Genomic DNA, 24,485 nt, shown 5'->3' with positions numbered 1-24,485 from the left:
GGGGGGTCAGACGGCGCTCGGTGCCGGGGCGGGCGGCGGGACCTCCGGGACGGGCTCGTACCGCAGCAGCGCGGGGGTTGTGGCCGCGGTGAGGACGATGCCCGCGAGGCACGCGGCTCCCCCGCTGACGGCGCTGAACGCGGGTGACACGAGGGAGCCCACCGCGCCCGCCTCGGCGTTGCCCAGCCGCGGTCCGGCCTCGCCCGTCACGAAGCCCACCGCGCTCACCCGGCCGCGCAGGGCGTCCGGGGTGCGCGTCTGGAGGATCGCCGACCGGAACACTCCGCCGACCATGTCCGCCGCACCGGCGACCGCCAGCAGCGGCACCGCGAGCCACAGCGACCGCGCGAGCCCGAACCCCGCGACCGCCAGCGCCCAGCAGCATCCGGCCGCGAGCAGCGCCCGCCCCTGGCGGCGCACGCCCGGCAGCCCGCCCGACACCGTGGCCGCCAGCACCCCGCCTGCCGCGGGCGCCGCGTAGAGCAGGCCGGCGGTCCGCGGGCCGCCGTGCAACTGCCCTTCCGCGAATGCGGGAAAGAGGGCGAAGGGCATTCCGAACACCGTGTTGTTCACGTCCAGCAGCAGGATCGACCGCAATGCGGCGTGATCGCGCACGAATCGCAGCCCCTCGCCCACCGACGCCAGTCCGGCCTTGTCCGCTTTACGGTGTGCGGGCATCGGCGGCAGCCGCAGCGCCGAACGGACGACGAATGCAAAGCTCACCGCGTCCACCGCATAAGCCGTCCCCGCGCCCGCCGAGGCGATCAGCACCCCGGCGAGCAGCGGGCCGGCGACGATGCTCGCCTGGAAGGACATCTGCTGCAGGGCCGCGCCCTCGGTGTACCGCTCCGCCGGCAGCAGCAGCGGCATGAAGGTGCGCGAGACGGGCGTGCTGAGCGCGAACAGGCTCGCCTGGACCCCCGCCAGCACGAGCAGCACCCACGGCTGCCGCACGCCCAGCGCCGCCTGGAGCGCGAAGAGCACCGAGACCAGCGCCGACAGCCCCGAGGTCAGGGCGAACAGCCGGCGGCGGTCGAACGAGTCCGCCAGGGATCCGCCGAAGAGGCCCAGCGCGATCGTGGGCACGGCCTCCACCAGGCTCACCGCCCCGACCGCCGCCGGGGACCGGGTCATCGCGTAGACCTGGACGGGCACCACGACGCCCGTGACCATATTCCCCGTCGTCGAAACGGTCTGCCCTAACCACAACCGCCGGAAATCCGCCGAATCCCGTAGCGGCCCCAAGTCGACCAGCAGTTTTCCGCGGGCCGGCCGCCGGAATCCGCCACCGGTCCTTTCCGCTCCGCCGCGATTCGCGACGTCGTCGGCCCCGCCCGGGGAGGCACCGCCGGAATCCGTCGCATCCGCCACGACCGGCACGCTATCCGTGCGCCCGACCGGCGGCAAGGCGGCCGTGAGAAAGGCCCCGCCCGGTGGCTAGGATGCGCGCATGGCCGAGAGCGACCCGAGCGACCCCACGGAGCAGAGCCTGTGGCGGCCGCTGCGCCTGCTCCAGGCCGCGGTCGACGCCGACATCGCGCGGATCTACGCCGACCAGCGGATCGACGGGCTCAAGCCCGCCTTCGTCATGGAACTGCTCCGGCTGCACGCGCGCGGGCCCATGACCATCGCGGAGCTGGCGGAGTCCGTGCAGCGCACGCACTCCGCGCTCAGTCAGAAGGTCGCCGCTATGCGGAAGGCAGGGTGGGTCACGACGGTGGTGGGGGACGACGCGCGGACCAGGAAGGTCGCGCTCACCGACGAGGCCCGCCGGGTGGTCGGGCGGCTGGCGGCCGAGTGGCGGGCCACCGAGGCGGCCCTCGCCGAGCTGGAGACCGAGGTCCCCTACCCGCTCTCCCGCGCCGTCGCCGACATCGGGCGGGCCCTGGAGCGCAGGAGCTTCCACGACCGGGTCGCCGCGCACCTCGCGGGGGGGCGCCGGATGACCCCGGCCGCCTCACGCGGGCGGTATGCGCGCGACCGCGCGGCCATGCTACGATGAATGCGTTGCAGTTGTGGTACCCATGAACCTATGTGCGCCTGACGGAAATGTTTCTTCCTGCAGGCGCATTAGTTTTTTCCGGCATCTCCGGATGGGGCCTCTGCCTACTGAAGGAGAAAGTCATGGCACAGGGAACCGTGAAGTGGTTCAACTCCGAAAAGGGTTTCGGATTCATCGAGCAGGACGGCGGCGGCCCGGACGTCTTCGCCCACTACTCGAACATCGCCTCCCAGGGCTTCCGTGAGCTCCACGAGGGCCAGCGGGTCAGCTTCGACGTCACGCAGGGCCAGAAGGGCCCGCAGGCGGAGAACATCGTTCCCGCCTGATTGCCGTAACGCGGAGCGGTAACGCGTATCGGCGGAGCCGTAACGCGGAGTAGCTCACCGGGATCCGCACCGTCACGGTGCGGATCCCGGTTTGTGTTGTATCCAGGAAGGCAGACAGCCCCATGTCCCGCAGGTCCCAGAAGCCGAACGGCCGCGCCGCCGCGCCCGCGTCGGCCCCGTCGTCGCCCAGGGAATTCCGGGTGCCGGAGAGCAAGACGCCCGCGCTTCCCGCCGTCGAGGAGTTCGCCGACCTGGACATGCCCGCGGGCCTGCTCGCGACCCTCACCGCACAGGGCCTGACCGCCCCCTTCCCGATCCAGGCCGCCACGCTCCCCAACTCGCTCGCCGGCCGCGACCTGCTGGGACGCGGCCGCACCGGCTCCGGCAAGACGCTGGCCTTCGGGCTCGCCCTGCTGGCCCGGACGGCCGGGCTGCGCGCACAGCCCAAGGCGCCGCTGGCCCTCGTGCTGGTCCCCACCCGTGAGCTGGCCCAGCAGGTGACGGACGCGCTGGCGCCGTACGCGACGGCGGTCAACCTGCGGCTGGCGACCGTGGTCGGCGGCCTGTCGATCACCAAGCAGGCCGCGACGCTGCGGCGCGGCGCCGAGGTGGTCGTGGCGAGCCCCGGCCGGCTCAACGACCTCGTCGACCGCGGCGACTGCGTGCTCGACGACGTCCGCATCACGGTGCTGGACGAGGCCGACCAGATGACCGACATGGGCTTCCTGCCGCAGATCACCAAGCTGATCCGGCGGGTGCGGCCGGACGGTCAGCGGATGCTGTTCTCGGCCACCCTGGACCACAACATCGACCGTCTGGTGCAGCAGTTCCTGACGGACCCGGTGGTCCACTCGGTGGACCCGTCCGCCGGTGCGGTGACCACGATGGAGCACCATGTGCTCCACCTCCAGGACGAGACCGACAAGAAGGCCGTCACCGCGCACATCGCGGCCCGTGACGGCCGGGTCCTCCTCTTCCTCGACACCAAGCGGTCCGCCGACCGGCTCACCAAGCGGCTGCTGTCCGTGGGGGTCCGCGCGGCCGCACTGCACGGCGGGCGCTCCCAGCCGCAGCGCAACCGGACCCTGGAGCAGTTCCGCAGCGGCCAGGTCACCGCGCTGGTGGCGACGAACGTCGCGGCCCGCGGTATACACATCGACGACCTCGACCTCGTGGTCAACGTCGATCCGCCCACCGACCACAAGGACTACCTGCACCGCGGCGGCCGCACCGCCCGCGCGGGCGGTTCCGGCAGCGTGGTCACGCTGGTGCTGCCCGAGCAGAAGCGGGACGTCACCCGGCTGATGTCGCACGCCGGGATCCGCCCCCGGATCGCCCGCGTCACGTCCGGCGACGCCGAGCTGGCCGAGATCACCGGCGCTCGCGTGCCGTCCGGCACACCGGTCACGATCGAGGTCCCGGAGCCCCCCGCCCCGGCGAAGTCCCGCCCGCCGCGCAAGCCCGCCACGAGGTCGGGCGGCCAGCCCGGCGGCAGGTCCGGTGGTCAGCCCGGCGGCAGGTCCGGCGCCAGGTCCGCCGGTCAGCCCGGCGCCAAGGCCGCGGCCCAGCCCGGACGCCGCCGCTCGGCGGCGGGAGCCGCGACGGGCGCGGTGGCCGCGGGCACGGCCACCACGCGCAAGCCCGCCGCCGGCGCGACGGGCCGCCCGTCCGCCCAGGGCACGGGCGGCGCCGCCGGAACCACCGGCCGCGGCCCGCGCCGCCGCTCGGGCCGCCGCAACCCGGCCGCCTGAGCACCCGCCCCGTGCCTGCCCGGCCCCCGCGAGGCGGCCGGGCAGGCACGGGCGCCCCGGAGCCCGCGGCCGCGCGGCACACCCGATGAGCGGCCCGGCCGTACGGACCGCCCCGCGGTCACGGCGCCGCCTGGCGGTACACCCGGCAACCGGCCCGGCCGTACGGACCGCTGTGCGGCCACCGCGTCCCCTTGATCCCACCCGGTGGTCCGGCCGGGAGCCGCTCCGCTAGCGTGGTCCGGCATGACGGTCACCGGGACGGACATCACCGCGGATCTGATCCGGGAGCTGCTGCGCGAGCAGTGCCCCGACCTCGCCGACCGGCCCATCGCGCTCGGGGCGCGCGGCTGGGACAACCAGATCTGGCGGCTGGGCGACGACCTGGCCGTACGGCTGCCCTGGGCGACGCAGTCCGCGGACGAGTTGCTGCGCAAGGAGCACACCTGGCTGCCCGGGCTGGCCCCGGGCCTGCCGCTGCCGGTGCCCGTCCCGCGGTACCTGGGCGAGCCGTCCGCGCGCTTCCCGCGGACCTGGATCGTCACCACCTGGGTGGCCGGCGAGCCCGCCGACCGGGCCCCCGCGACGCGGCCCGCGGAATCCGCCGACGCCCTGGCCGCCTTCCTGACCGCCCTGCACCGCCCGGCGCCCGAGGGCGCGCCCGTGGGGCGGGGCCGCGGCGGCCCGGTGTCCGCCGCTGCCGAGCACGTCGCGGGCGCGCTCGCCTCGGCCGCCGAACTCGGCCTGGTGGACGCCCCGGACGCGATCCGGGCGGTCTGGGAGGACGCCGCCGCGGCGCCCGAGTGGACGGGCCCGCCGATGTGGCTGCACGGCGACCTGCACCCGGCGAACGTACTGACCGCCGACGGCACCTTCTGCGGCGTGATCGACTTCGGCGACCTCTTCGCGGGCGACCCCGCCTTCGATCTCGCCGCCGCCTGGATCCTCCTCCCGGACGGCGCCGCCGACCGCTTCCACGACGCCTACCGCCCCTCCCCCGACCCGGCGACGCTGCGCCGCGCCCGCGGCTACGCGGTGGCACGTGCCCTGATGTGCCTGCACATCGGCGACGCGGGCGACCACGGCCGCCCCGGCGGCAAACCCACCTGGGGCCCACCCGCCCGCACCGCCCTGCGCCGCCTGGCCGCCACCGCCGCCCGCGGAGGGTGAAGGCGGCCGGCACGGTGTCGGCAGCAGAAACGACCCGTGCCGCGGGCCTGGGGCAGGCAGGTCCGCGGCACGGGGGGTTTGGGTGGTGCGGTCAGGACGGGGTGTCGAAGAGGGTTGCGAGGGCGGGGAGGTCGCGGACGACCCAGGAGGACACGGACATCACGGCGAGGTTGTCGACCAGGGACGTCACCGTGGCGATCGGGACGCCCGCCGTGAAGGCGGCCTGCATCTCCATGGCGGTGCCCATGCTCAGCGTGCGGCCGGGGAGGTAGGCGACGCACAGGTCGCACGTCGCCGCCTCCGCGGTCATCGTGTTGAACGTGTTGCGCAGCGAGGCCAGTTCGGGTGGGAGGGACCCGAGGTCGAGGACCGGGGGCGGGTCGGACATGAGTTTGCCGATGAGTGCCAGGGTCTCCGGGTCGGCGAGCCGGCGGGTGACCTCGGTGCTCGGGTCGAAGCACTCCGCCAGGGGGAAGCGGGAGCGGACCAGGGCCGCGATCTGCTCGCGGTAGGACTGGTCGTCGGTCCGCAGGCCCTCGTTGGAGCCCTGGATGGTGCCGGCGACGAAGACCCGTCGCAGGTAGCTGAACTGTGGATTCGTCATGCGTCCTGCAGGTGGTAGTCCGGGAGTTCCGTCCGGTGGTCCGCGATCTTCTGGTAGACCTGCGCGGCCGACACCAGGTGCTCCTCGATGTCCTGGCGGTCCAGGCCCGTGGTGCGTTCGAGGTCCGCCCACACCGCCTCGGCCGCGGCGCCCTCGCCGTTGGGCGTCGCGACGCCCTGGCCGGAGCGCAGCCAGATGTCCCGGGCGGAGAACTCGCAGCTCGCGAAGCCCTTGAGCGGGATGATCGCCTCGGCCGTCACCGCAGAGCCGGCCGATGCCGCCGGGTCCGCCGGGTCCGCCGCGCCCCCCGCCCCCGGCGCATCCGTCACGATGGCCCGGATCGACACGCTGTTCTGCTCGGGGTGGGTGAGCAGCGCGAGCATGTCGGCGGAGAAGCGGGCGAAGTCGAAGCGGTTCTCGGAGCGCAGCGTGAAGTGCCGGCTCAGGAAGTGCGCGCCGTTCTTCACGCTGTACTTCGAGTAGCTCAGCCGGATCCGGTAGCCCTCGCCGGACGACCGGTAGACCGCGGTGAGCCGCGCCGGGTGCGCCCCGCCCCGCTCGTCCCGCCGCACCGGCGCCGCGTCGACCTCCACCTCGCAGTGGCCGCGCCGTACCTCCTCGGCCGGGAAGACGATCGGCGTCAGATGCATCAGGTACGGGTCGAGGACGATCACGGCGCCGTCGTCCTCGAAGACCGCCGCGATGTGCCGCATGTCCTGGAGGATCGCGGCCTCGGGGGCGCCGAGCGCCGCCGCCCGCTCCGCGACGTAGAGCGTCTGGTGGATGCACGCCACGCCGTGCCGCGGGTCGGGGTCGCTCTTGTCGTACCAGTGCAGGTATTCCGTCGCGCTGTTGTACGGCACGCCCCGCAGCACCGATTCCAGGGCAGCGGCGTACGGGTCGGAAGGGTCGGAAGTCGGCCTCACGTGAATCGCTCCTCCAGCACGGTGGTGTCGGGGCTGTCGGCGAAGACCATCGACCGCAGCTCCTTGCGGCGCACCTTCCAGGTGGACGTCCGCGGGAGGCGGTGCCAGGGGATGAAGACCGGCGCCGCCATGTCCGGCAGCCCGCGCGCCACCTCGGCCCACTGCTCGGCGCCGAGGTCGGGACCGTCGAGGCTGACGACGGGGACGGGGGCCTGGTCGCCGCGGGTCAGGACGATGACCTCGACGGCGTTGTCGATCCGCTCCAGGAGCTTGCTCTCCAGCTCCGTGGCGCTGCCGCCGGGGATGGCGTCCACCGCGCGGTCGACGAAGTGGATGCGGCCGAGTGCGTCCTTGTAGCCGACGTCACCGGTGTTCCACCAGTCGCCCTTCCACTTCTCGGTCCAGCGGTCGGTCTCGCCGACGTAGTCGACGCAGGTCGACTTGGCCTTCGCGAACAGCACGCCGACCTGGCCGCGCTTGACGGGCCGTCCGGTCTCGGGGTCGGCGGCCTTGACCGCCACGAGCCCGGGCCACGGGTTGCCCATCATGTTCATGTCCCCACCCGCGGCGGCCCGGCGGTTGATCTGGCCGCGGGTGTAGCCGAAGCCGGCCATCGGCCCGACCTCGCTCTGGCCCCAGCTGTGGCCCCACAGCAGCAGGCGGCGCTTGGAGGCGTTCACGAAGGGCCGGGCGATCGACGGGTGCATCAGGTCGAAGGTGTTCATGTAGTACCGGACCCGTTCGAACAGCTCCGGCCGCCGCCGTACCAGCGGCACCCAGGCCTGGAAGACGTTCGGGGTGGCCTCGATCGTGGTCGGCCGCACCCGCTCCAGCAGCCGCTCGACGTCCTCGGCCTCGTGGCTGCTGGCGATGACCAGCGCCTTGGGGGCCCACCGCAGCTGCGCCATGGCCCAGGCGTAGGCGCGCGAGTGGGCGAAGGATATGGAGCTGAGACAGATGTCCTTGGGCCCGTTGACGGCGATCGGCATCGGCAGCAGTTCCAGCTTGGTGCCGGCCCGGCAGGAGTCCGCGGTGTGGGCGACGAGCTTGGGCGTGCTCGTCGTGCCCGAGGTGTGCGTGATCATCATCAGGTCGCTGTCGGCCTTGAGGTCGAGCGGCGGTACGGGGCTGCCGCGCAGGCCGTCGAGCGTCGGCAGGCCGGCCCCGGCGTCCCCGGCGCCGCCGTCGATGAGCACGGTCTTGCCGAAGGACACCAGGTCGACGCCCGCACGTTCGGCCGCCTCCAGCACCGGGGAGGTGATGAGGGTGACCGCGGGGTCGAGCCGCCCGAGCATCTCGGCGAGGTGCTCGGGGTAGTTGGCGCCGGAGATCGTCGCGGCGGTGGCCCCGATGCGCGCGGCGGCGGCCGCGAGCAGGATCATGTCGAAGTGGTTGCGCTTGACGACGGCGATCCGGTCGCCCTTGCGCGCGCCGGCCGCGTACAGCCGGCCGGACATGTCCTGGACCAGGCCGGCCAGTGCGGCGGCGTCGTACTCGGTGCCGGCCGCGGGCGCGATGTCGAACGGCCGGTCGAGGATCATGGTCGTGGTACGTGACTGCTCGGCGTGCCAGTCGAACAGCAGGCCGAGGTTCTTCGGCGGTTTCTTCATGGGATGTCCTCAGACCGCGAAGGAGATGATGAAGGCGGCGACCGCGCAGGCGAGGAATCCCAGGCAGTTGACCCAGAACTCCTGCTTCGTGAACCGCGCCCGGACGTGCGCGATCGACGCGCACAGGAAGTAGACGATCACCCCGACGTTCGCACTGAAGCCGATGCCGTCGTGCTTGATGCCGACCAGCAGGCCCACGATCGCGAGGGTCTTCACCACGAGGAGCACCCACCACCACTCCCGCGGCAGCTTGACGCCGTCGAGACAGGCCTGGATGAACGGGAGCGGGCGCACGGACATCAGGACGTCCGAGGCCAGCAGGACGGCCAGCGCGATCTGCGGCCACGAGGGGCTGGGGCTGAGGTGCATTCTCGTTCCTTAGGTGAAAAGGGGTCGACATCTGCCGTGCGCCGGGGTCCCTCCGGCCGGGGTTGCCGGCGGCCGGAAGGCGGACCTTCAGACCGGCGGCGGCTGGCTGCCCGTCACACGCCGTCCGGCTGCTGCCCGAACTCGCCGAGCAGGTAGCCGACGAGCGCCTCGACGGTGGGGTGGTCCCAGGCGACGGTGGGCTCGACGATCAGGTCGTACTCGTCCTCGATGTCGCCGCAGAGGCTGAGGGCGGCGACGGAGTCGAGGCCGTAGCCGGTCAGCGGCGCGGCCGGGTCGATCTCGGCCGCGGGCAGCCGGGTGTAGGACGCGACGCGGCCGATGAGCCAGCCGGCCAGCGACTCGGCCGTGTGCGGGCCGCCGGGTTCGGGGACGGTTGCGGGGCCGGCCTGCGCCGAGCCGTCGGTGGTGGTGTCGATCACGGGTTCCTCCAGATCCGGATGAGGGTGTGCGGGCCGGGCGGCGGGATCCGTCAGCCGGCCGGCGCGGTGGCGTAGAGGTCGAAGCTGCGGCGCCCGGCGTGCCGGCGCAGCAGCTCCTCCTGCACACGCCCGGCGCAGTCCGCGGGCAGGGCGGCCGGGCGGCGGCCGAGCCGCCGCACCAGCCGGTCCAGGGCCGCGGCGGCCCAGGCGGGGTCGCCGAGGAAGGGGTCCGCGCCCTGGTCCCGGGCGCGGCGCCACACGCCGAGCACGGCGGCGCCGGCCAGCACCACGGCGTAGCGGTCGGACAGCGCGAAGCTCGCCGGGGAGGCCAGCGCGGTGCGGTCCACCGGCGGGAGGGCGAGGCTCTCCTGCTGGACGAGCCGCAGCTCGTCGGTGAGCTGCCGGGCCAGGGCGCGGACGGCCGCCTCGTGCGGGGAGCCGTCCGGCAGGGTGTCCGCGGCGGCGACGAGCGAGGCGCTCAGGCTGTCGCGGTCGGCGGCCAGGGCGAGCTGCCGGTAGGGGATCTCGGGCAGGTCGGTGTGCGGTTCGAACAGCGAGTCGGGGGCGGGCGCGGTGCGGAACCACGAGCGCCGGGCGAGGCGCGGCAGCTGCGGGATGACCGTCGCCTGGCAGGCGGCCGCGCCCGCGTGGCCGAGGCTGAGCACCGGCAGGTCGCGCAGGTGCTTCTGGAAGATGCCGGTGGCGCCCTCGCGCAGGTAGAAGCGGGCGCCGAGCACGACGGAGAGGTCGTGCACGGCCTGCTGGAGCAGCGCGGGCACCAGGTACTTGACCGCCGAGGCGTACACGCTCGCCTCGCCCGGCAGCAGGTGTACGGCGCGGGTGCCGGCCAGGCACAGGCAGTCGGCGGTGAGCAGGTCGAGGAAGGCGCCGCCGAGGGTGTCCCTGGCCTGCGGGATCTCGGCCACGGTGCGTTTGTAGAGGTGCCGCCCGGTGGCGAAGGACACGACGGTGCGCAGCGCGCTGTCGGCGGCGCCGAGCGCCATGGCGGGCAGGGCGCTGCGGGTGAGCTGGAAGGAGCGCAGGGCCACGTCGGCGCCGTGGCCGAGCGTGCCGACGAGCGCCGTCGCCGGGACGGGGGCGCTGTCGATCTCCAGCCCGGACAGATGGCAGCCGCGCACGCCGACGGTGCCGTAGCGGGGCAGGACGGTCAGCCGTTCCGGCGCCACCTGGGCGCGCTCGACCATCAGCACGGAGTGGCTGCGCGGGCCGGGGGCGGGGTCGGTGCGGCTGAACAGCAGCCAGGCCCGAGCGCGGGCGGCGTTGTTGATGACCTGCTTGGTGCCGTGCAGCACGAAGGAGCCGTCGGGCCGGACCCGGGCCGCGAAGTCGTTGCGCAGGAAGTCGTTGCCGTGCGCGAGCTCGTGGTAGGCCACGGAGACCCGGTCGCCGCCGAGCAGGATCTCCGCCAGCCGGGCCTGCTGCCGCGCGTCGCCCTCGGCCCACACGTTGACCGACGCCATGAAGGACGTGACGCCGTAGCCGAGTCCGAGCGCGACGTCGCGCCGGAAGACCTCGCGCAGGACGCGGGCCAGGCCGTCGAGCCGCTCCAGCCGGCCGCCGAGTGCGACCGGGACGAACTCGGCGTTCAGGCCGAAGGCGTCCAGCAGTTTCTCGCCGGCCGCGGACAGCTCCCCTGCCTCGTCGGCCGCCAGGATCGCGGCGTCGCCGACCGGGTTGGCCGGGTCGCCGGGATCGCCGAAGGCCGCGGCCAGCTCGGCGGCCCGCGTCGCGACGAGGGCTTCCTGCGGAGTCCGCTCCGCCTGATCGGCCGTCATGACGCCCTCCCGGCGGCCGGTTCGGGGACGTGGACGGCGGGGGCCGGGCGGCCCGTACCGTCCGCGGCCGCGGGGACCGGCCGGCCCGTCCCCTCCTCGGCGGCCGGGCGCAGTGCCAGGGGCAGCAGTGAGACCAGCCGGCCCCCGGCGCGCAGGTCGGTGGCCGCGTCGAGGACGGCGTCCAGCGCCTGCGGGTCGGCGGCGTCCGGCACGTCCAGCGCGGCCAGCAGCCGGGCGAGCGCGGCCCGCAGCCACAGGGCGCCGCGCCACAGCGGCGCCGTGCCGCCGGCCTCCGCCTCCGCGTGGCTGTACGTCCACAGGCCGACGCAGGCCGCGCCCGCGAAGCACAGCGCGAACCGGCGGGCGGCGTCGAAGGCGGCGGGCGGCACCTCGGTCTGCGCGTCCCGCAGCGCCGCCATCTGCGCGTGCACCGCGTCCACCGCGTCCACCAGTCGCTCGGCGGCGCGCAGGGCGGGCGCGAACGCGGGGTCGCCCGCGGCCAGTTCGCGCAGCCGTGCGACGCAGGAGGGCAGCGCGGCCAGGATCCCGCTGCCCTGCCGGGCGATGAGGGAGAGCCGGCCGAGGTCGGCGGGCGGCAGCGGGGCGGCGAGCCGGAAGGCCGCGGCCGCGCCGCGCACGTCGCCCGCGCCGCGCTCGTGGGCGCGGACCAGCAGCCGGAACTGGCTGATCAGCGAGTTGAGGTTGACCAGGGTGTTGCCGTCGAAGAGGCCGACGATGCGGTGGTCCCGGTCGATCTTCTGGAAGCGGCCGCCGGCGTGGACGCCCTTGAGGAAGGCGCGGGCGCCGAGCAGCCGGGTCAGCGCGGTGACGACGCCCTCGGTGCGGGTGGGCACGAGGTATTTGGTGACCGCGGAGACGACGGAGAGCTCCGCGGGGAGGGTCTGCACCGCGCGGGCGACCACCAGCGCCAGTGCCTCGTCGGCCAGCACGTCGGCGGTGGCCTCGGCCAGCGTCCTGCGGGCCTGCGGCAGTTCGGCGAGCGGCCTGCCGTACAGGCTGCGTCCGGCGGCGAAGTCCAGGCCCAGGGCGAGTGCCTGGTCGGCGGCGCCCAGCGAGAGCGCCGCACACATGGTGCGGGTCAGCTGGAGGGCCTTCAGCACGGTCTCCAGGCCGCCGCCCACCTCGCCGACCACCGCCTCCGGGCCGACGGGGGCGCGGTCGAAGGCGATCCCGGAGATGTCCGCGCCGCGGATGCCGTGCGTGCGCACCTTGTCCAGGTGCCGGTACGTGTCGGCCGGCAGGGTGCGCTTGTCGACCAGCAGCACGGAGTAGCCGCGCGGGCCGCCGGCCGGGTCGGTGCGGGAGAGCACCGACAGCAGGCTGCCGCGGGTGGCGTTGTTGATCAGCCACTTCTCCCCGCTGAGCCGGTAGCCCGCGCCCGGGTCCGCGGCCGCCTCCGCCACGACGTCGCCCGCCAGCAGGTCGCTGCCGTGGGCGCGTTCGGTCAGCGCGAGGGAGACCCGGGTCCGGGCGGCGACGTCGGCGGCGAGCCGCCGGCACTGCTCCGCCGAGCCGCCCACCCACACGCAGACCGAGCCCAGGTACGTCTTGCCGTGGGCGACCGCGACGGTCAGGTCGCGGCGCGCGACGGTGCGCATCATCTGCATCAGCTGCTCGTAGTCCGCGAGCCGGCCGCCGTACGCGGCGGGGACGTAGAAGGCGTGCAGGCCCAGCTCGTCCAGCCGGTCGCAGGGGCCTTCGGGGAAGTCCTCGTGCTCGTCCAGCGCGAGGCTGCGGGCGTGGCTGAGCGGCGTCACCGGCTCGTCCGGGTCGCCGAGATCCCACTCCAGCCGCTCGGCGAGGCGGTAGGGCGGGTACGCCTCCAGGGGCGCGTACGGCGTACGGTCCACGGCTCAGCCCACCGGGGCGGGCAGCGGGGCGGCCACGAGGCGGGCCACCTGGCGGTCGAGGTCCTGGTGGACGGGGTCCAGACCGTCGTCCAGCAGCAGCGCCCGCATCAGGGTGCGCTGGATCTTGCCGCTGGTGGTCTTGCGCACGGTCGCCGGGCGGACCAGGACGACGCTGCAGCTGGCCTGGAATTCGGCGCGGACGTGGGCGCGGATCTCCGCGCACAGCGCCGCGGGGTCCTGGGCCGCGGCCCGGCGGAACTCCTGGACCAGGACGAGGTGCTCCTCGCCGCCGTCGACCGAGAAGGCGGCGCCCGCGCCGCCGCGGAAGGCCGGGTGCAGGGCCTGCACCGATCGCTCCACGTCGTGCGGGTAGATGTTCCGCCCGTTGATCAGGATCATCTCCTTGAGGCGGCCGGTCACGTAGAGCTGCCCGGCCTCCAGCACGCCGAAGTCGCCGGTGCGCAGCCAGCCGGTGTCCGTCCCGGCCGCGGAGACGATTCCGGCGTCGAAGATCCGCGCGTTGACGTCGGGGCGCTTCCAGTAACCCGAGGACACGCTGGCGCCCTTGACCCAGATCTCGCCGACGTGCCCGTCGGGCTGCTCGGTGTGCGCGTCCGGGTCGACGATCCGCACGTCGAAGTCGGCCGGGTCGACCACGCCGCTGCTGACCAGCGTGCGGGTGCCCGTGCCCAGGTCCGTGCCGGTGTCAGGGTCCGTCTCCGGTGCGGCCTCGGCCAGCCGGCCGTGCTCCAGCGCGGCCGCGTCGGCGGTGCGGTAGGCGGGGCTGCGGTCGGCGGGGGTGCCGGAGACAAGCAGGGTGGTCTCGGCCATGCCGTAGCAGGGGAAGAAGCTCTCGGCGCGGAAGCCTGCCGGGGCGAAGCGCTCGGTGAAGGCGCGCACGGTCTCGGCGCGGATCGGCTCGGCGCCGTTGCAGGCGTGCCGCCAGCTGCTCAGGTCCAGGGTGGCGAGCTGCTCGTCGGTGATCCGGCGCACGCACAGGTCGTAGCCGAAGTTGGGGCTGCCGCTCACGGCGACGCCGTGTTCGCCGATCATCTGCAGCCAGCGCACCGGTCGCATGAGGAAGGTGACCGGGGCCATGAGCACCGTCGAGCCACCCGCGTAGAGCGAGTGGAGGATGTGCCCGATCAGGCCCATGTCGTGGTAGGCGGGCAGCCAGCAGCCCATCCTGACGCCCTCGCCGGTGCCGAGCGCGTGCGAGATGGCCAGTTCGTTGGCCAGCAGGTTCGCGTGCGAGACCATGACGCCCTTGGGCTCGCTGGTGGAGCCGGAGGTGTACTGCAGGAAGGCCAGCGCATCGCCCGTCAGCCGCGGCCGCGTCCACTCCCCCGCCGCGCCCTGCGCGGGGTCGTCGCTCGCCAGGACCTCGATCCCGGTGGCGCCCGACGCGCGCAGCCAGGCGCTGACGTCCGGCTCGTCCGCGGAGCCGGTGAGCACGGCGCGCACCTCGGCGTCCCGCAGGATGCCGGTGAGCCGCGCGGACTGGTTGTTCTCGCCCGGCAGCGGCGCGGGCACCGCGACGGCACCGGCGTAGAGGCAGCCGACGAAGGCCTTCACGAATTCCAGGCCCGAGGGGTACAGCAGCAGCACCTGGCCGCCGGCCGCGCCCTTGCGCTGCAGCCAGGAGGCGATCCGCCGGGCCTCGGCGTCCAGTTGTCCGTACGTCAGCCGCTGCGCGGCGGCGTCGGGCGACTTGCCGGGCAGGAAGACGTACGCTTCCTCGTCCGACCGCTCGGCGGCATGGCGCAGCACAAGCTCGGTGAAATTTTCCTGCCCTCGCAAGACCGTCCCCCGATCTCCACACTCGCGTACGACGCATCACGTGCGGCCGGACGCCCGGCCGACGGCACGCGGGAGGCGCCCTCCCCGTGCCGGGACGGCTCGAACCCGATGCCGGATCAGCTGTTTTCGGGCGCAGCCGTTACGGCGACGTCACTCGAATCGATGGTGAATTCATTCCGTCCGACCGCGAATCCATGTAAATCCCCGGGAGGCACCGCGGCCGAATTCCTATTTCTGTCCCATTGCCATCGACTCGGACCGCCGCTTTCCGCACAACCCTTTGCCGACGAACGATTTCGACAGTATCAGACGTCCACGACACGCGCGGCTGCCATTGTGGGCCGCCCGTTCGACCCGGCGTTATGGGCGATCGTTCTACAGGCTTACGCCCCGTACGACCGGCTCGCCCGGATCATGTCTCCCCATCCGTTATCATCCCGCTGACGCGGCCTCACAGCGCCTGCCTCGGCGGTGATTTGCGGTGGATCGTGCGGAATCCACGGGTGGCGGTGCTGAATTCACGTGCCCAGTGGCGGGCGGCGGCGCCAAGCCGGCACCAAGCGCATTGTCAGAAAAAGCGGAGCAATGGGCACCGGTCCGGTGCTTCTCGTACCGGAGAAGGCCGTCTGCGTGGCGTGGCGGCCGATAGCGCCCGGCCGGGGTGGAGCGAATCACCGGCCGGCGCGCGCCGTTTTCATTCCGTCGCCGGGGGCAGCCCGCGCAGCCATGCCTCCAGTTCGCGGGTGACGGTTTCCGGCCGTTCCTGGTGAATCCAGTGGCCGGTGTCCCGGACGGCGAGCACCGTGGTCGCGGCGGTGGCGTGGGAGCGTTCGAGGGCCTCGCGGCCCGGGTCGCGGTGGAAGGCGAGGACGGGCTGCCGCCGCCGGGCCAGCAGCGGGGCGGCCTGCGGGGCGAAGCGGAGGGAAGTCGGGGCGTCCAGGTTCTGCCGCAGGCTGCGGGCGACGACGAAGGGCGGCATCCGCTCGATGTCGCGCCGGTGCCACTCGCGCAGGTGGTCCGGCCCGGTGGCGGAGTCGATCCGGGCGATGAGGCCGGCCACATCCCCGGCCAGGGCGGCGTCGGGCCGGCGGGCCATCGGCAGCAGCCGGTCGCGCTCCTCGGGCCTGCCGCCGTAGTCGGGGTCGACCAGCGCGAGCGCGGCCACCAGCTCCGGGTGCTCGACGGCGAGGAGGGAGGCCAGCGAGGCGCCCATCGAGTGCCCCAGGACGACCGCGGGACCCGGGGCGAGCCGGGCCAGCAGCCGGGCCAGGTCGCCCGTGAACTCCGCCGCGTCGTAGCGGGAGTCGGGGGCCTGGCTGGCGCCGTGCCCGCGCAGGTCCACCGTCACCGTCCGGCACCGCCGCCGCAGCGCGGGAAGGAGGGGGATCCAGCTGTCCGACGTCCCGAGCCAGCCGTGGACGAGCACGGTCGGCACGCCGAGCCAGCCGGGCGCCGGGGCGCCGTCCGGGAGGTCGTCGGTGTAGAAGAGCCGGACGTCGTCGAGTTCGAGGAAGGGCATGCGCGCGGATCTCCTGGGCCCGGGGGCGGGTGTCGGTGCTTCGGGAGGGGTGGCCGTCCGGGGGTGTCGGGCCCGGAGGACACGGGGTCAGGCGGGGGTCTCGCAGGCCGCGGCCGGCGCCGGTGTGAGGGACCGCAGCAGCGCCCGCGCCGGGTCGGAGGCCGCCGCGTGCAGCCGCGCGGTGTCCAGCCGCACGGGTACGACGGCGGGCCGCCCGGCGCCGAGGGCCGCGTCGAGCAGCGCGAGGCCCCGGCGGGGGGTCAGCCCCAGGATGCCGGCGCGCGCCGAGCGGTGGAGCTCCAGCGGGCCCGCCATGCCACCGCGTTGCGCCCACGGGCCCCAGGCCAGGGAGAGCGCGGGCAGCCCGCGCGCCCGCCGGTGGTGGGCCAGCGCGTCCAGGAAGGAGCTGGCGGCCGCGTAGTGGGCCCGGCCCGGCGCTCCGAGCACCCCGGCCGCGGAGGAGAAGAGGACGAACGCGGTCAGGTCCAGACCCTGCGTCAGCTCGTGGAGATGCCGGGCGGATCCGGCCTTCGCGGCCAGGACACCGGCCGTCCGGTGCGGGGTCAGCCGCGTCAGGACGCCGTCGTCCACGGTGCCCGCGCAGTGCACGACGGCGGTGACCGCCGGGCTCCCGGGCGCGGGCGTGAGCAGGGCGGCGAGGGCGGCCCGGTCGGTCATGTCGCAGCCCGCGGCCACCGCCGAGGCGCCCAGCCGCCGCAGTTCCCCGGCCAGGCTCGTGAGCCGCGCGTCGGCGGCGCTCCGGCCGGCGAGCACCAGCCGCCGTACGCCGTGGGCGCGGACCAGGTGCCGGGCGACGAGCCCGCCGAGCGCGCCCGCCGCCCCCGTGACCAGGACCGTGCTCCCGGGGCCGAACCCGCTGCCCTCCGGCGTACCGGCGGGCGGCGCGGCCACCAGCCGGGGCACCCGCACGACGCCCTCCCGCAGCGCCTGCTGCGGCTCGCCCGAGGCGACGGCCGCGGGCAGCGCCCGCCAGGACTCCCGCGTCCCGTCGACGTCCAGCAGCGCGAAGGAGTCCGGGTGCTCGGCGAGGGCCGAGCGCACCAGGCCCCACAGCGGTGCGTGCGCAAGGTCGGGCACATCCTCGGCGGTGGCGGCGGCGACCGCGCCGCGGGTGACCACGACCAGCCGGGCACCGGTCCGGCCGCGGGCGGCCAGCCAGGACTTCAGTACGGCCAGGGCGCCGAGCGCGGCCCCGGACTCCCCGGCCGCGCCCGCACCGCCCGGGTACGGCAGGAAGGGTGCGAGCACCGTGGGGTGGCGTGCCGCGGAGGCCGCGTCGGCGTGGACGGCGACGGTGTCCCCGAGCGCCCGCAGGGCCGCCGCCAGGGGTGCGCCGGCGCTGCCGAGGACATGCCAGGCGCGCCCGGCGGGCGGGGCCGCGGCGGCGGGGTGGGGCTGCCATTCCAGGTGCAGCAGCGCTCTTCCCGGGTCGCCGGGCCTCGTCGCTGCGCCACGCGGGTACGGGACGGCAGCCGGGCCGCCGGGCAGCTCGCGGGCACGGCGTGCGGAGGCGTCCAGGAAGACGGCCCCGGGCCCGACTCCGGCCCCGGCCTGGGCCTCGGGCAGGGCCTCCGGCACGGCTGACAAGCGGTCCATAAGCGCGTTCCCTCGTCGTCGGGAGCCGAAGTCGATTCGCCTGCGCGGATTCTCCGGCCGCCGCCCGGCGGGACCGGCGGCGCCGTACCGGAAAGGCAATTCGGCATCCGCCCCGAACACCGTCACGGGAAGCGGGAAGGCGGCATCCGGCACGGCAATTCTGCACCGTGCGGGGATTGGCCGGATACCGGTCGTACGGCCGGGGCGAACCTGGTCCCAGGACCAGGAAGGCGCACGTCGGCCGTGCCGCAGGCTCCCGGCGGGTGTTCCGGGGAGCGGCCGGGGGCACTGTTCCCGCAAGGCCCTTCTGCGATAGCGTCGCAGCGGAGCGGGGAACGCGGACGGTGGTTTTCCTCCCGCCGCAGAAGGCGCCGCCGCAGCGGCGCCGTTGCGTTTCCGCCGGATTCGCCGGAAAACCGGGCACGACGAAAACGACGAGACGAAGAAACGACGAAGGAAGCAGAGGCGCACGATGACCGCGTTATCTCCCGCCGACCGGACCGGTGTCATCGAGGGGGCCCGGGCAGCTCTGGACGCCTTCCTCGACGGGCTCAACAGCCACGACATGGAGCAGTGGACCGCGACCCTGCACTTCCCGCAGATCCGCGTGCACGAAGGCGCGGTGACGGTCTGGCACACCCCGGAGGAGTACCTCAAGGAGTCGCAGGCCGACCTCACCGCGCTGCTGGCCTCCGGCTGGCGCCGCAGCGGCTGGCTGGAGGTCGGGTATCCGCAGGTCTCCGCGTCGCAGGTGCACGCGGCGGTGCGGTTCGGCCGGTACGACGCCGGGGGCCGGCTGCTCGGCGTCTTCGACTCGGTCTACGTCGTGACCCGGGAGGAGGGCCGGTGGGGCGTGCTCGCCCGTATCGGCTTCGACTCGGGCACGGACGAGCAGGCCTGACGGGCGGTCCGCAGCGGTGGGGCGGCCCCGCAGGCCGCTTCCGCCGCTGCGGACCTCCCCCGTCAGGGCGCCACCGGCCGTAGCAGTCCCTCCAGCGCCGGACCGATCCGCGCGGCCAGGACGTGCTCCCCCTCGGCGGTCGGGTGCAGCCCGTCGGCGAGGTGTTCGCCTGCCTCGTCGACCGGTAGGACGGACAGGCCGTCGACGATGTGCAGATTCCGGTCGCCGAGCCCCTCCAGCACCCGCACCGCGGCCACCGTCCCCTCGCGCACCTGCCGGAGTGTCAGCCCGACCTTGTTGGGGACGTTCTCGCGGGTGGGCGACGCCAGGGGGGTGACGACGGCGAGCGGCAGGTCGGGGTGCCCGTCCCGGACGGTCTCGACGAAGCCGCACACCGCCGGGCCCCAGCTGCGCGGGGAGAAGCTCTCCCGCAGGTAGACGTTGATGCCCAGCTCGACGGAGACCAGGTCGGCGGGCAGGTCCCTGATCGTACGGGCCACCACCGGGTCGAGGTGCGCCTCGGCGGCGAAGCCGAGGTTGTGCAGCCGCCATCCGCGCCGGGCCGCGGTCAGCGCGGCCCAGGTCTCCGACGGCCCGGCGGCGAACATGCTGTGGGTGAGGGAGCTTCCGTAGGTCACCCAGCGCGGGCCCGGGCGCACCGCGGGCAGCAGGACGCGGTGCCCGCGGAAGCCGACCTCCGACACCCGGGTGCTCCCCAGGTGCGGCAGCCACACCTCCACCTCGCGCGGGCCGTCCGGGCCGGCCGGCGGCCCGAGCGGGACGACGACCTCGCACGCGCCGGAGAGGGCGGCGCGCCGCACGAGCGCGCCGTCGACCCGGACGTCCAGCGGCGCCGCGTCGCCGGTCGCGTTCAGCCGCAGGGCCAGCTCCACGGCGTCGGTGCGGACCCCGAAGCGTACGCCCGCGGGCATGGCGGCCTTGGCGGTGAAGCCCGGGGAGAGAGCGGTGGCGAGGCGTCCCGCGGGGATCCGCCGGGGCAGCAGGCCCTCCGCGGTGCGCTCCAGCTCGGCGACCCCGTCCCAGGAGAGCACCGGGTCGTCGGGCGCGCGCCACTCCACCGGTCCGGCGTCGACGCCCGGCGCGGCCTTCGCGCTCACGCGTGCTCGCTCTGGAGCCCGGCGTCGGACGGCTCGGCCGCGGGCGCCCCGGCATCGTCCTTGCCGGCCGCGGCGGCGCCCCGGGGAGCGCCGAGGCCCACCGCGGAGGCGATCACGCCGACCAGCGAGAAGATGCTGACGGCGACGAAGGCGTGGTGGTAGCCCTGCACTCCGGAGCCGCTGGAGCCGGCCAGCACCGCGGCGCCCACCGCGACACCGAGGCCGCCGCCGAGCTGCACGGCGGACTGGATGAGCGAGGCGGCCAGGCCCTGCTTCTCGTCCGGCACCCCGCCGACGCCGGCGATGTTGAAGCTGAGGAAGCTGGTGCCGTTGCCGAGACCGTGCAGGATCAGGGCGGGCAGCAGCGCGGCGGCGTACGACGCGTGGGCTCCGGCCCGCAGGAAGAGCACGATGCCGAGGCCCTGGAGCACCATGCCGATCACGGCCGGCACCCGCAGCCCGGCCCGGCGGATGAGCCGGGGCGCGAGGTTGACGGCGAGCAGGATCGAGGCGGCCATCGGCACGATCGCCATGCCCGCCTGGAGCGCGCTGTAGCCGAGGACGTCCTGGAGGTAGAGCAGCGCGACGAACTGCCAGCCGATGGTCGCGCAGGCCCAGACGACGCCCACGACGTTGGCGGTGGACAGGGTGCGCGAGCGGAAGATGGCCAGGTCGACGAGCGGGTCCCCCCGGCGGCCCTCGATGAGGACGAAGGCGACGAGCAGCACCACCGCCACGGCCAGCCCGCCCACCGTGGACGCGGAGCCCCAGCCGGCGTCGGAGGCGCGGGTCAGCGCGAACACCAGCAGCAGCAGCCCGGCGGTGGCCGTGACGGCGCCGACGACGTCGAAGCCGCGGCGCTCCCCCTGGCGGGCCTCGTCGGGGGCGACGACGCTGCGCACGAGCGCGAGCACGAGGGCGGCCACCGCGAACGGGACGAAGAAGGTGAGCCGCCAGCTGATCGACGTGAGCAGCCCGGAGAAGACCAGGCCCGCCGCGTAGCCGCTGGCGCCGGTCAGGCCGAACACGCCCATCGCCCGGTTGCGTTCGGGCCCCTCGCGGAAGGTCGTGGTGATGATCGACAGCGCGGCCGGGGCGATGAACGCGGCGGCGACGCCCTTGACCACGCGGGTGAGGATCAGCAGCGAACCGCTGGAGACCAGGCCGCCGACGAGGCTGACGACAGCGAAGACCGCGGTGGCCCAGAAGAACATGCGGCGGCGGCCGAAGAGGTCGGCCGCCCGCCCGCCCAGGAGCAGGAAGCCGCCGTAGGCGACCGCGTAGCCCGAGATGACCCACTGGAGCTGCTGGGCGTCCAGATGCATCGAGTGCTGCATCTTCGGCAGCGCGACGCCCATCAGCGAGACGTCCATGGAGTCCAGGAAGAGCTGGGCGCACAGCACCAGGAGCAGCAGGTTGCCACTGCTGCCCGTGCGCGGCGCCGAGGCCTGAGATTGACGCTCCGTCATCATCCCCACCGTTCCGTTGCGGCAGACATGGTCTGCCGCTCAATGATTGGGCCATAAACGTAGCAGTGCAATCATCTTCCTTCCAACTGTTTAGCGGCAGATGGGAGGTCGACTTCCGGCGCCGGACGCGGCCGGGGCGGTGCCCCGCGCCCCGGTGGCCGCGGTGCGGCACCGGAGGACGGGGGCACCGCCCCGGCCGACCGGACGTCAGTCCTGCCTGGTGCCCCAGGCAGTGAAGACGGCGAGCGAGAGGTCGTGGAAGCCGGGGTCGTTCAGCTCCCGGTAGGCGGCCTCGAAGTCCTCGTCCGTCGCCCGGCCCGCGGCGACCGCCGCCTCCCGGGTCTGCTCCAGCGTCAGCTGCCACCATGCCGCCTCCGCGTCGCCGCCGGCGATCCGCTGGAAGCGCGCGTCGTAGCCGATGCCGCCGAGTCCCTTGCCCTCCAGCGGTACCGGAAGGCTGCGGGCCCACTCGGTGTCCGTGCCCACGGCGCTCTCCAGGTGGTCCCGGAAGGCGCGCATGACGGTGCGGTAGGCCGGGTGCGGGGAGTCCTGGATGGGGAAGAAGGACGGCTCCTCCAGCAGCAGCACACCGCCGGGCCTGAGCCAGCCGGCGAGCCGGGCCACGGCCTTCTCCGGGTCGGGCAGGTGGATCACGACGTAGCGGGTGTGGATGAAGTCGAAGCTCCCCGCCGGGAAGTCCTCCGTGTACACGTCGTGCCGCAGCACCTCGACGCCGTGCTCGGCCAGCTCGTCGAGGTAGGTGGTGTCGAGGTCGGTGACGGTCACCTCGGCGCCCTGCTCGGCCAGCCAGCGGGCGACCGAGCCGCCACCGCCGCCGACCTCCAGGACGCGGTGCCCCGGGCGCAGGCCGCGGCGCCGGAAGCTCTCGCGGGTGTGCTCGTCCAGTACGGACTCCAGCAGCCGCAGCCGCTCGCGCTCGGTGCCCACCGCGTGGCTGAACACGCCGTCCCGGTAGCGCTCCTCGTTCCACTCCCAGCGCTCCCGGGGCGGGTGCACGGAGGCTGACGTACCCGATGATGAGGTCACGTGCGTACTCCTAGGTCGGTTCCGGCTCGGGCCCTGCGGCCCGCGGGGGCGCTCATACGAACGCGAGGACGCGCGCCGGGCCGCCCGTGCCGCCGGCGTGCTTGGGCGCTCCCACGACCAGCGTGGCGCCGACGTCCGGGACGGTGTCCAGGTTGGCCAGGTTCTCGATGCCGTACTTGCCCGCCGGGAGCAGCACCCGGTGGGTGAACGGGTCGGCCGGGCGGGTGCCCGGCTCCAGGCTCGGCGTGTCGGTGCCGACCCCGACGACGGAGCGCTCCGTGACGAGGAAGTGCGCGGCCTCCACGGAGATGCCGGGGTAGCGGTAGTGGCCCTCCTTCTCGTCGAAGTTGAGGAAGGCCCCGGGGACGCCGATGCGCTCCGACCAGCCGTTGTCGACCGCCACCACGGCCCGGTCCGGGATGCGCCCGTTGCGGCTCTCCCAGCGCAGCAGGTCGTCGACGGTCAGCTCGGTGACGTTGTCGCGCGCCGCGCGCTCGCGCACCCGTACCACCGCGAGGGGCGCGACGAGCGTCTCGGGCGGGATCTCCTCCACCGTCAGCCCGTTGTCGTCGAAGTGCGCGGGCGCGTCGATGTGGGTGCCGATGTGCTCGTTGAAGGTCAGCTCGAAGGCGTTGTACTCGTGCTCCGAGAGGTTGGCCAGCCGGGTGATCTTCATCGGCTGCACATAGAGGTCGAACACCGGCCAGTCCTCGCCCAGGACGTGCGTGAGGTCCCGGAGGATGCCCCGGGGCACGTAGAGCGGGGCCGTGCCCTGCGGCGACGGCTGCTGCGACTGCTCCGACGGCTGGGCGGGGACGGGCGTTTGCCGGTTCGGCGGCTCCGGGGACGCCGCCCCGAGGATCGTTTCAGGACCGCACATGGCGATTTGCTCCCTTTCTCGGTCCGCCCTCAGTCGACCAGGGCCTGGTTGACCAGCTGCCGCAGGCGGCTGTGCAGCGGATGGGCGCTGGACGGCATGAGCTGGGTGAAGAACAAGGCGGTGATCTCCTCCACCGGGTCCACCCAGAAGACCGTCCCGGCCACGCTGTGCCAGGCGTACTCCCCCGGGCTCGCCGGGACGCCGGCCGCGGCCGGGTCCTCGACCACCGCGAAGCCGAGCCCGAACCCGACGCCCGAGGTGGGCATCTCGGAGAAGACCGGCCGCCCCACGGAGGCCAGGTCGGCGCCGCCGGGCAGGTGGTTGCGCAGCATGTGCCGCACGGTGCGCGGCCCGAGGATCCGGACGCCGTCGAACGTGCCGCCGCCGAGCAGCATCTGGGTGAAGCGGTGGTAGTCGGCGAGCGTGGTGACCAGGCCCGCGCTGCCGGACAGGCACGCGGGCCGGTGCAGCGCGCCGGCCCCCAGGTGGTCGGCCCTGACGGCGCGTCCGGTGCCGGGGTCCACGGTGTAGAACGCCGCCAGCCGGTCGGCCTTCTCCGGCGGGACGTGGAAGGCGGTGTCCGTCATCCCGAGGGGCTCCAGGACGCGCGCGGCGTAGAAGTCGTCGAGTGAGCTGCCGGACGCGACCTCGACGACCCGGCCGAGCACATCGCTCGACACCCCGTAGTTCCAGGCCGTTCCGGGCTCGAAGAGCAGCGGGAAGGACGCCCACTGCTCGCAGCACTCCGCCAGCGACAGACCGGGCGGGGTGGCCCACTCGAAGCCGTTCTGCGTGTAGATCTCGTCCACCGGATGGGCCCGGTGGAAGCCGTACGTCAGCCCGGAGGTGTGGGTGAGCAGATGCTGGATCCTGATGGGTCCTGCGACGGGCGTGGTGACCGGCCGGGAGGCCGGTCCGCGCTGGTAGATCCGGACGTTCCCGAACGCGGGTATGTACCGGCTGACCGGGTCCTGGAGGCCGATCGTGCCGTCCTCCACCAGCGTCATCGCGGCAACGGAGGTGATCGGCTTGGTCATCGACCACGCCCGGTAGAGGGTGTCCCCCTCGCTGGGCAGGTCGTTCTCGACGTCACGGCGCCCGTACTGCGCCAGGTGGGCGACCCGGCCCTTGCGCGTCACCGCGATCTGCCAGCCGGGCAGCCTGCCGTCGTCGACGTACGCGGCCAGGTAGCGGTCGAGACGCTCCAGCCGTCCGGCGTCCAGGCCGACCTCTGCGGGGTCGACTTCGATCTTGAGCTCAGGCACCTTGTCT

At 74.2% G+C, this 24,485-nt stretch carries 21 protein-coding genes; 5 read left to right on the top strand and 16 right to left on the bottom strand.

Annotated features, from left to right (window positions below):
• Window positions 1-6: 6 nt before the first annotated feature.
• A complete protein-coding gene (locus ACH4SL_RS08115; RefSeq protein WP_398442593.1) occupies window positions 7-1,371 on the bottom strand; it encodes an MFS transporter in 1,365 nt (454 codons plus the stop codon).
• A gap of 79 nt (window positions 1,372-1,450) precedes the next feature.
• Between ACH4SL_RS08115 and ACH4SL_RS08110 the strand changes: the two genes are divergently transcribed.
• The 4 genes from ACH4SL_RS08110 (at window position 1,451) to ACH4SL_RS08095 (ending at window position 5,246) form a co-directional block, all read left to right on the top strand.
• Window positions 1,451-2,002: a MarR family winged helix-turn-helix transcriptional regulator gene (locus ACH4SL_RS08110; protein ID WP_398442592.1), complete on the top strand. Its 552-nt coding sequence runs from the start codon at window positions 1,451-1,453 to the stop codon at window positions 2,000-2,002.
• A 122-nt stretch (window positions 2,003-2,124) separates the two neighbouring features.
• Complete coding sequence (locus ACH4SL_RS08105; protein ID WP_031512004.1) at window positions 2,125-2,328, top strand: cold-shock protein; 204 nt, start codon at window positions 2,125-2,127, stop codon at window positions 2,326-2,328.
• A 122-nt stretch (window positions 2,329-2,450) separates the two neighbouring features.
• Window positions 2,451-4,079 carry a DEAD/DEAH box helicase gene (locus ACH4SL_RS08100; RefSeq protein WP_398442591.1) on the top strand — a complete coding sequence of 543 codons (1,629 nt, stop codon included), beginning with the start codon at window positions 2,451-2,453 and terminating at the stop codon, window positions 4,077-4,079.
• A gap of 243 nt (window positions 4,080-4,322) precedes the next feature.
• Window positions 4,323-5,246, top strand: coding sequence for an aminoglycoside phosphotransferase family protein (locus tag ACH4SL_RS08095; protein WP_398442590.1), 924 nt, complete (start codon window positions 4,323-4,325; stop codon window positions 5,244-5,246).
• Between the two features lie 91 nt (window positions 5,247-5,337).
• Here ACH4SL_RS08095 and ACH4SL_RS08090 read toward each other — a convergent pair whose 3' ends face one another.
• The 10 genes from ACH4SL_RS08090 to ACH4SL_RS08045 form a co-directional block, all read right to left on the bottom strand.
• Window positions 5,338-5,850 carry a hypothetical protein gene (locus tag ACH4SL_RS08090; RefSeq protein WP_398442589.1) on the bottom strand — a complete coding sequence of 171 codons (513 nt, stop codon included), beginning with the start codon at window positions 5,848-5,850 and terminating at the stop codon, window positions 5,338-5,340.
• Window positions 5,847-6,776, bottom strand: coding sequence for a hypothetical protein (locus ACH4SL_RS08085; RefSeq protein ID WP_398442588.1), 930 nt, complete (start codon window positions 6,774-6,776; stop codon window positions 5,847-5,849). The genes ACH4SL_RS08090 and ACH4SL_RS08085 overlap by 4 nt, the downstream gene beginning before the upstream one ends.
• A complete protein-coding gene (locus ACH4SL_RS08080; protein WP_398442587.1) occupies window positions 6,773-8,386 on the bottom strand; it encodes an AMP-binding protein in 1,614 nt (537 codons plus the stop codon). The genes ACH4SL_RS08085 and ACH4SL_RS08080 overlap by 4 nt, the downstream gene beginning before the upstream one ends.
• Before the next feature lie 9 nt (window positions 8,387-8,395).
• A complete protein-coding gene (locus tag ACH4SL_RS08075; RefSeq protein ID WP_398442586.1) occupies window positions 8,396-8,755 on the bottom strand; it encodes a DoxX family protein in 360 nt (119 codons plus the stop codon).
• Window positions 8,756-8,868: 113 nt separating this feature from the next.
• The gene (locus ACH4SL_RS08070) at window positions 8,869-9,195 is read right to left on the bottom strand and encodes an acyl carrier protein (RefSeq protein WP_398442585.1); all 327 of its coding nucleotides are present in this window, start codon (window positions 9,193-9,195) and stop codon (window positions 8,869-8,871) included.
• A gap of 50 nt (window positions 9,196-9,245) precedes the next feature.
• Window positions 9,246-10,991: an acyl-CoA dehydrogenase gene (locus tag ACH4SL_RS08065; RefSeq protein WP_398442584.1), complete on the bottom strand. Its 1,746-nt coding sequence runs from the start codon at window positions 10,989-10,991 to the stop codon at window positions 9,246-9,248.
• On the bottom strand, window positions 10,988-12,862 hold the full coding sequence (locus tag ACH4SL_RS08060; RefSeq protein ID WP_398442583.1) for an acyl-CoA dehydrogenase family protein: 1,875 nt from the start codon (window positions 12,860-12,862) through the stop codon (window positions 10,988-10,990). Before ACH4SL_RS08060 ends, ACH4SL_RS08065 begins: the two co-directional genes overlap by 4 nt.
• Window positions 12,863-12,865: 3 nt before the next feature.
• Entirely contained in the window at window positions 12,866-14,662 is a 1,797-nt protein-coding gene (locus ACH4SL_RS08055; protein ID WP_398442582.1) for a fatty acyl-AMP ligase, read from the bottom strand.
• Between the two features lie 694 nt (window positions 14,663-15,356).
• Window positions 15,357-16,181, bottom strand: a complete 825-nt coding sequence (locus ACH4SL_RS08050) for an alpha/beta fold hydrolase (protein WP_398442581.1) — start codon at window positions 16,179-16,181, stop codon at window positions 15,357-15,359.
• Window positions 16,182-16,268: 87 nt separating this feature from the next.
• The gene (locus ACH4SL_RS08045; RefSeq protein WP_398442580.1) at window positions 16,269-17,798 is read right to left on the bottom strand and encodes a beta-ketoacyl reductase; all 1,530 of its coding nucleotides are present in this window, start codon (window positions 17,796-17,798) and stop codon (window positions 16,269-16,271) included.
• A 472-nt stretch (window positions 17,799-18,270) separates the two neighbouring features.
• On the opposite strand from ACH4SL_RS08045, the gene ACH4SL_RS08040 reads away from it, so the two are divergent.
• Window positions 18,271-18,699, top strand: coding sequence for a hypothetical protein (locus ACH4SL_RS08040; RefSeq protein WP_398442579.1), 429 nt, complete (start codon window positions 18,271-18,273; stop codon window positions 18,697-18,699).
• A 62-nt stretch (window positions 18,700-18,761) separates the two neighbouring features.
• Here ACH4SL_RS08040 and ACH4SL_RS08035 read toward each other — a convergent pair whose 3' ends face one another.
• From ACH4SL_RS08035 to ACH4SL_RS08015, 5 genes are all read right to left on the bottom strand, one after another.
• Entirely contained in the window at window positions 18,762-19,817 is a 1,056-nt protein-coding gene (locus ACH4SL_RS08035; protein WP_398442578.1) for a GDSL-type esterase/lipase family protein, read from the bottom strand.
• Window positions 19,814-21,289, bottom strand: a complete 1,476-nt coding sequence (locus tag ACH4SL_RS08030; RefSeq protein ID WP_398442577.1) for an MFS transporter — start codon at window positions 21,287-21,289, stop codon at window positions 19,814-19,816. The genes ACH4SL_RS08035 and ACH4SL_RS08030 overlap by 4 nt, the downstream gene beginning before the upstream one ends.
• 204 nt (window positions 21,290-21,493) lie before the next feature.
• Window positions 21,494-22,333 carry a class I SAM-dependent methyltransferase gene (locus ACH4SL_RS08025; protein ID WP_398442576.1) on the bottom strand — a complete coding sequence of 280 codons (840 nt, stop codon included), beginning with the start codon at window positions 22,331-22,333 and terminating at the stop codon, window positions 21,494-21,496.
• Window positions 22,334-22,385: 52 nt separating this feature from the next.
• Window positions 22,386-23,213: a cyclase family protein gene (locus tag ACH4SL_RS08020; protein ID WP_398442575.1), complete on the bottom strand. Its 828-nt coding sequence runs from the start codon at window positions 23,211-23,213 to the stop codon at window positions 22,386-22,388.
• A 29-nt stretch (window positions 23,214-23,242) separates the two neighbouring features.
• Entirely contained in the window at window positions 23,243-24,478 is a 1,236-nt protein-coding gene (locus tag ACH4SL_RS08015; protein ID WP_398442574.1) for a serine hydrolase domain-containing protein, read from the bottom strand.
• Between the last annotated feature and the right edge of the window lie 7 nt (window positions 24,479-24,485).

The sequence above is a fragment of the Streptomyces sp. NPDC021020 genome (genome assembly GCF_044333285.1).
In the GTDB taxonomy this organism is placed as follows: Bacteria; Actinomycetota; Actinomycetes; order Streptomycetales; family Streptomycetaceae; genus Actinacidiphila.
Note: the sequence above shows the minus strand (reverse complement) of the source record. Positions and strands in the feature narration are given on the sequence as shown.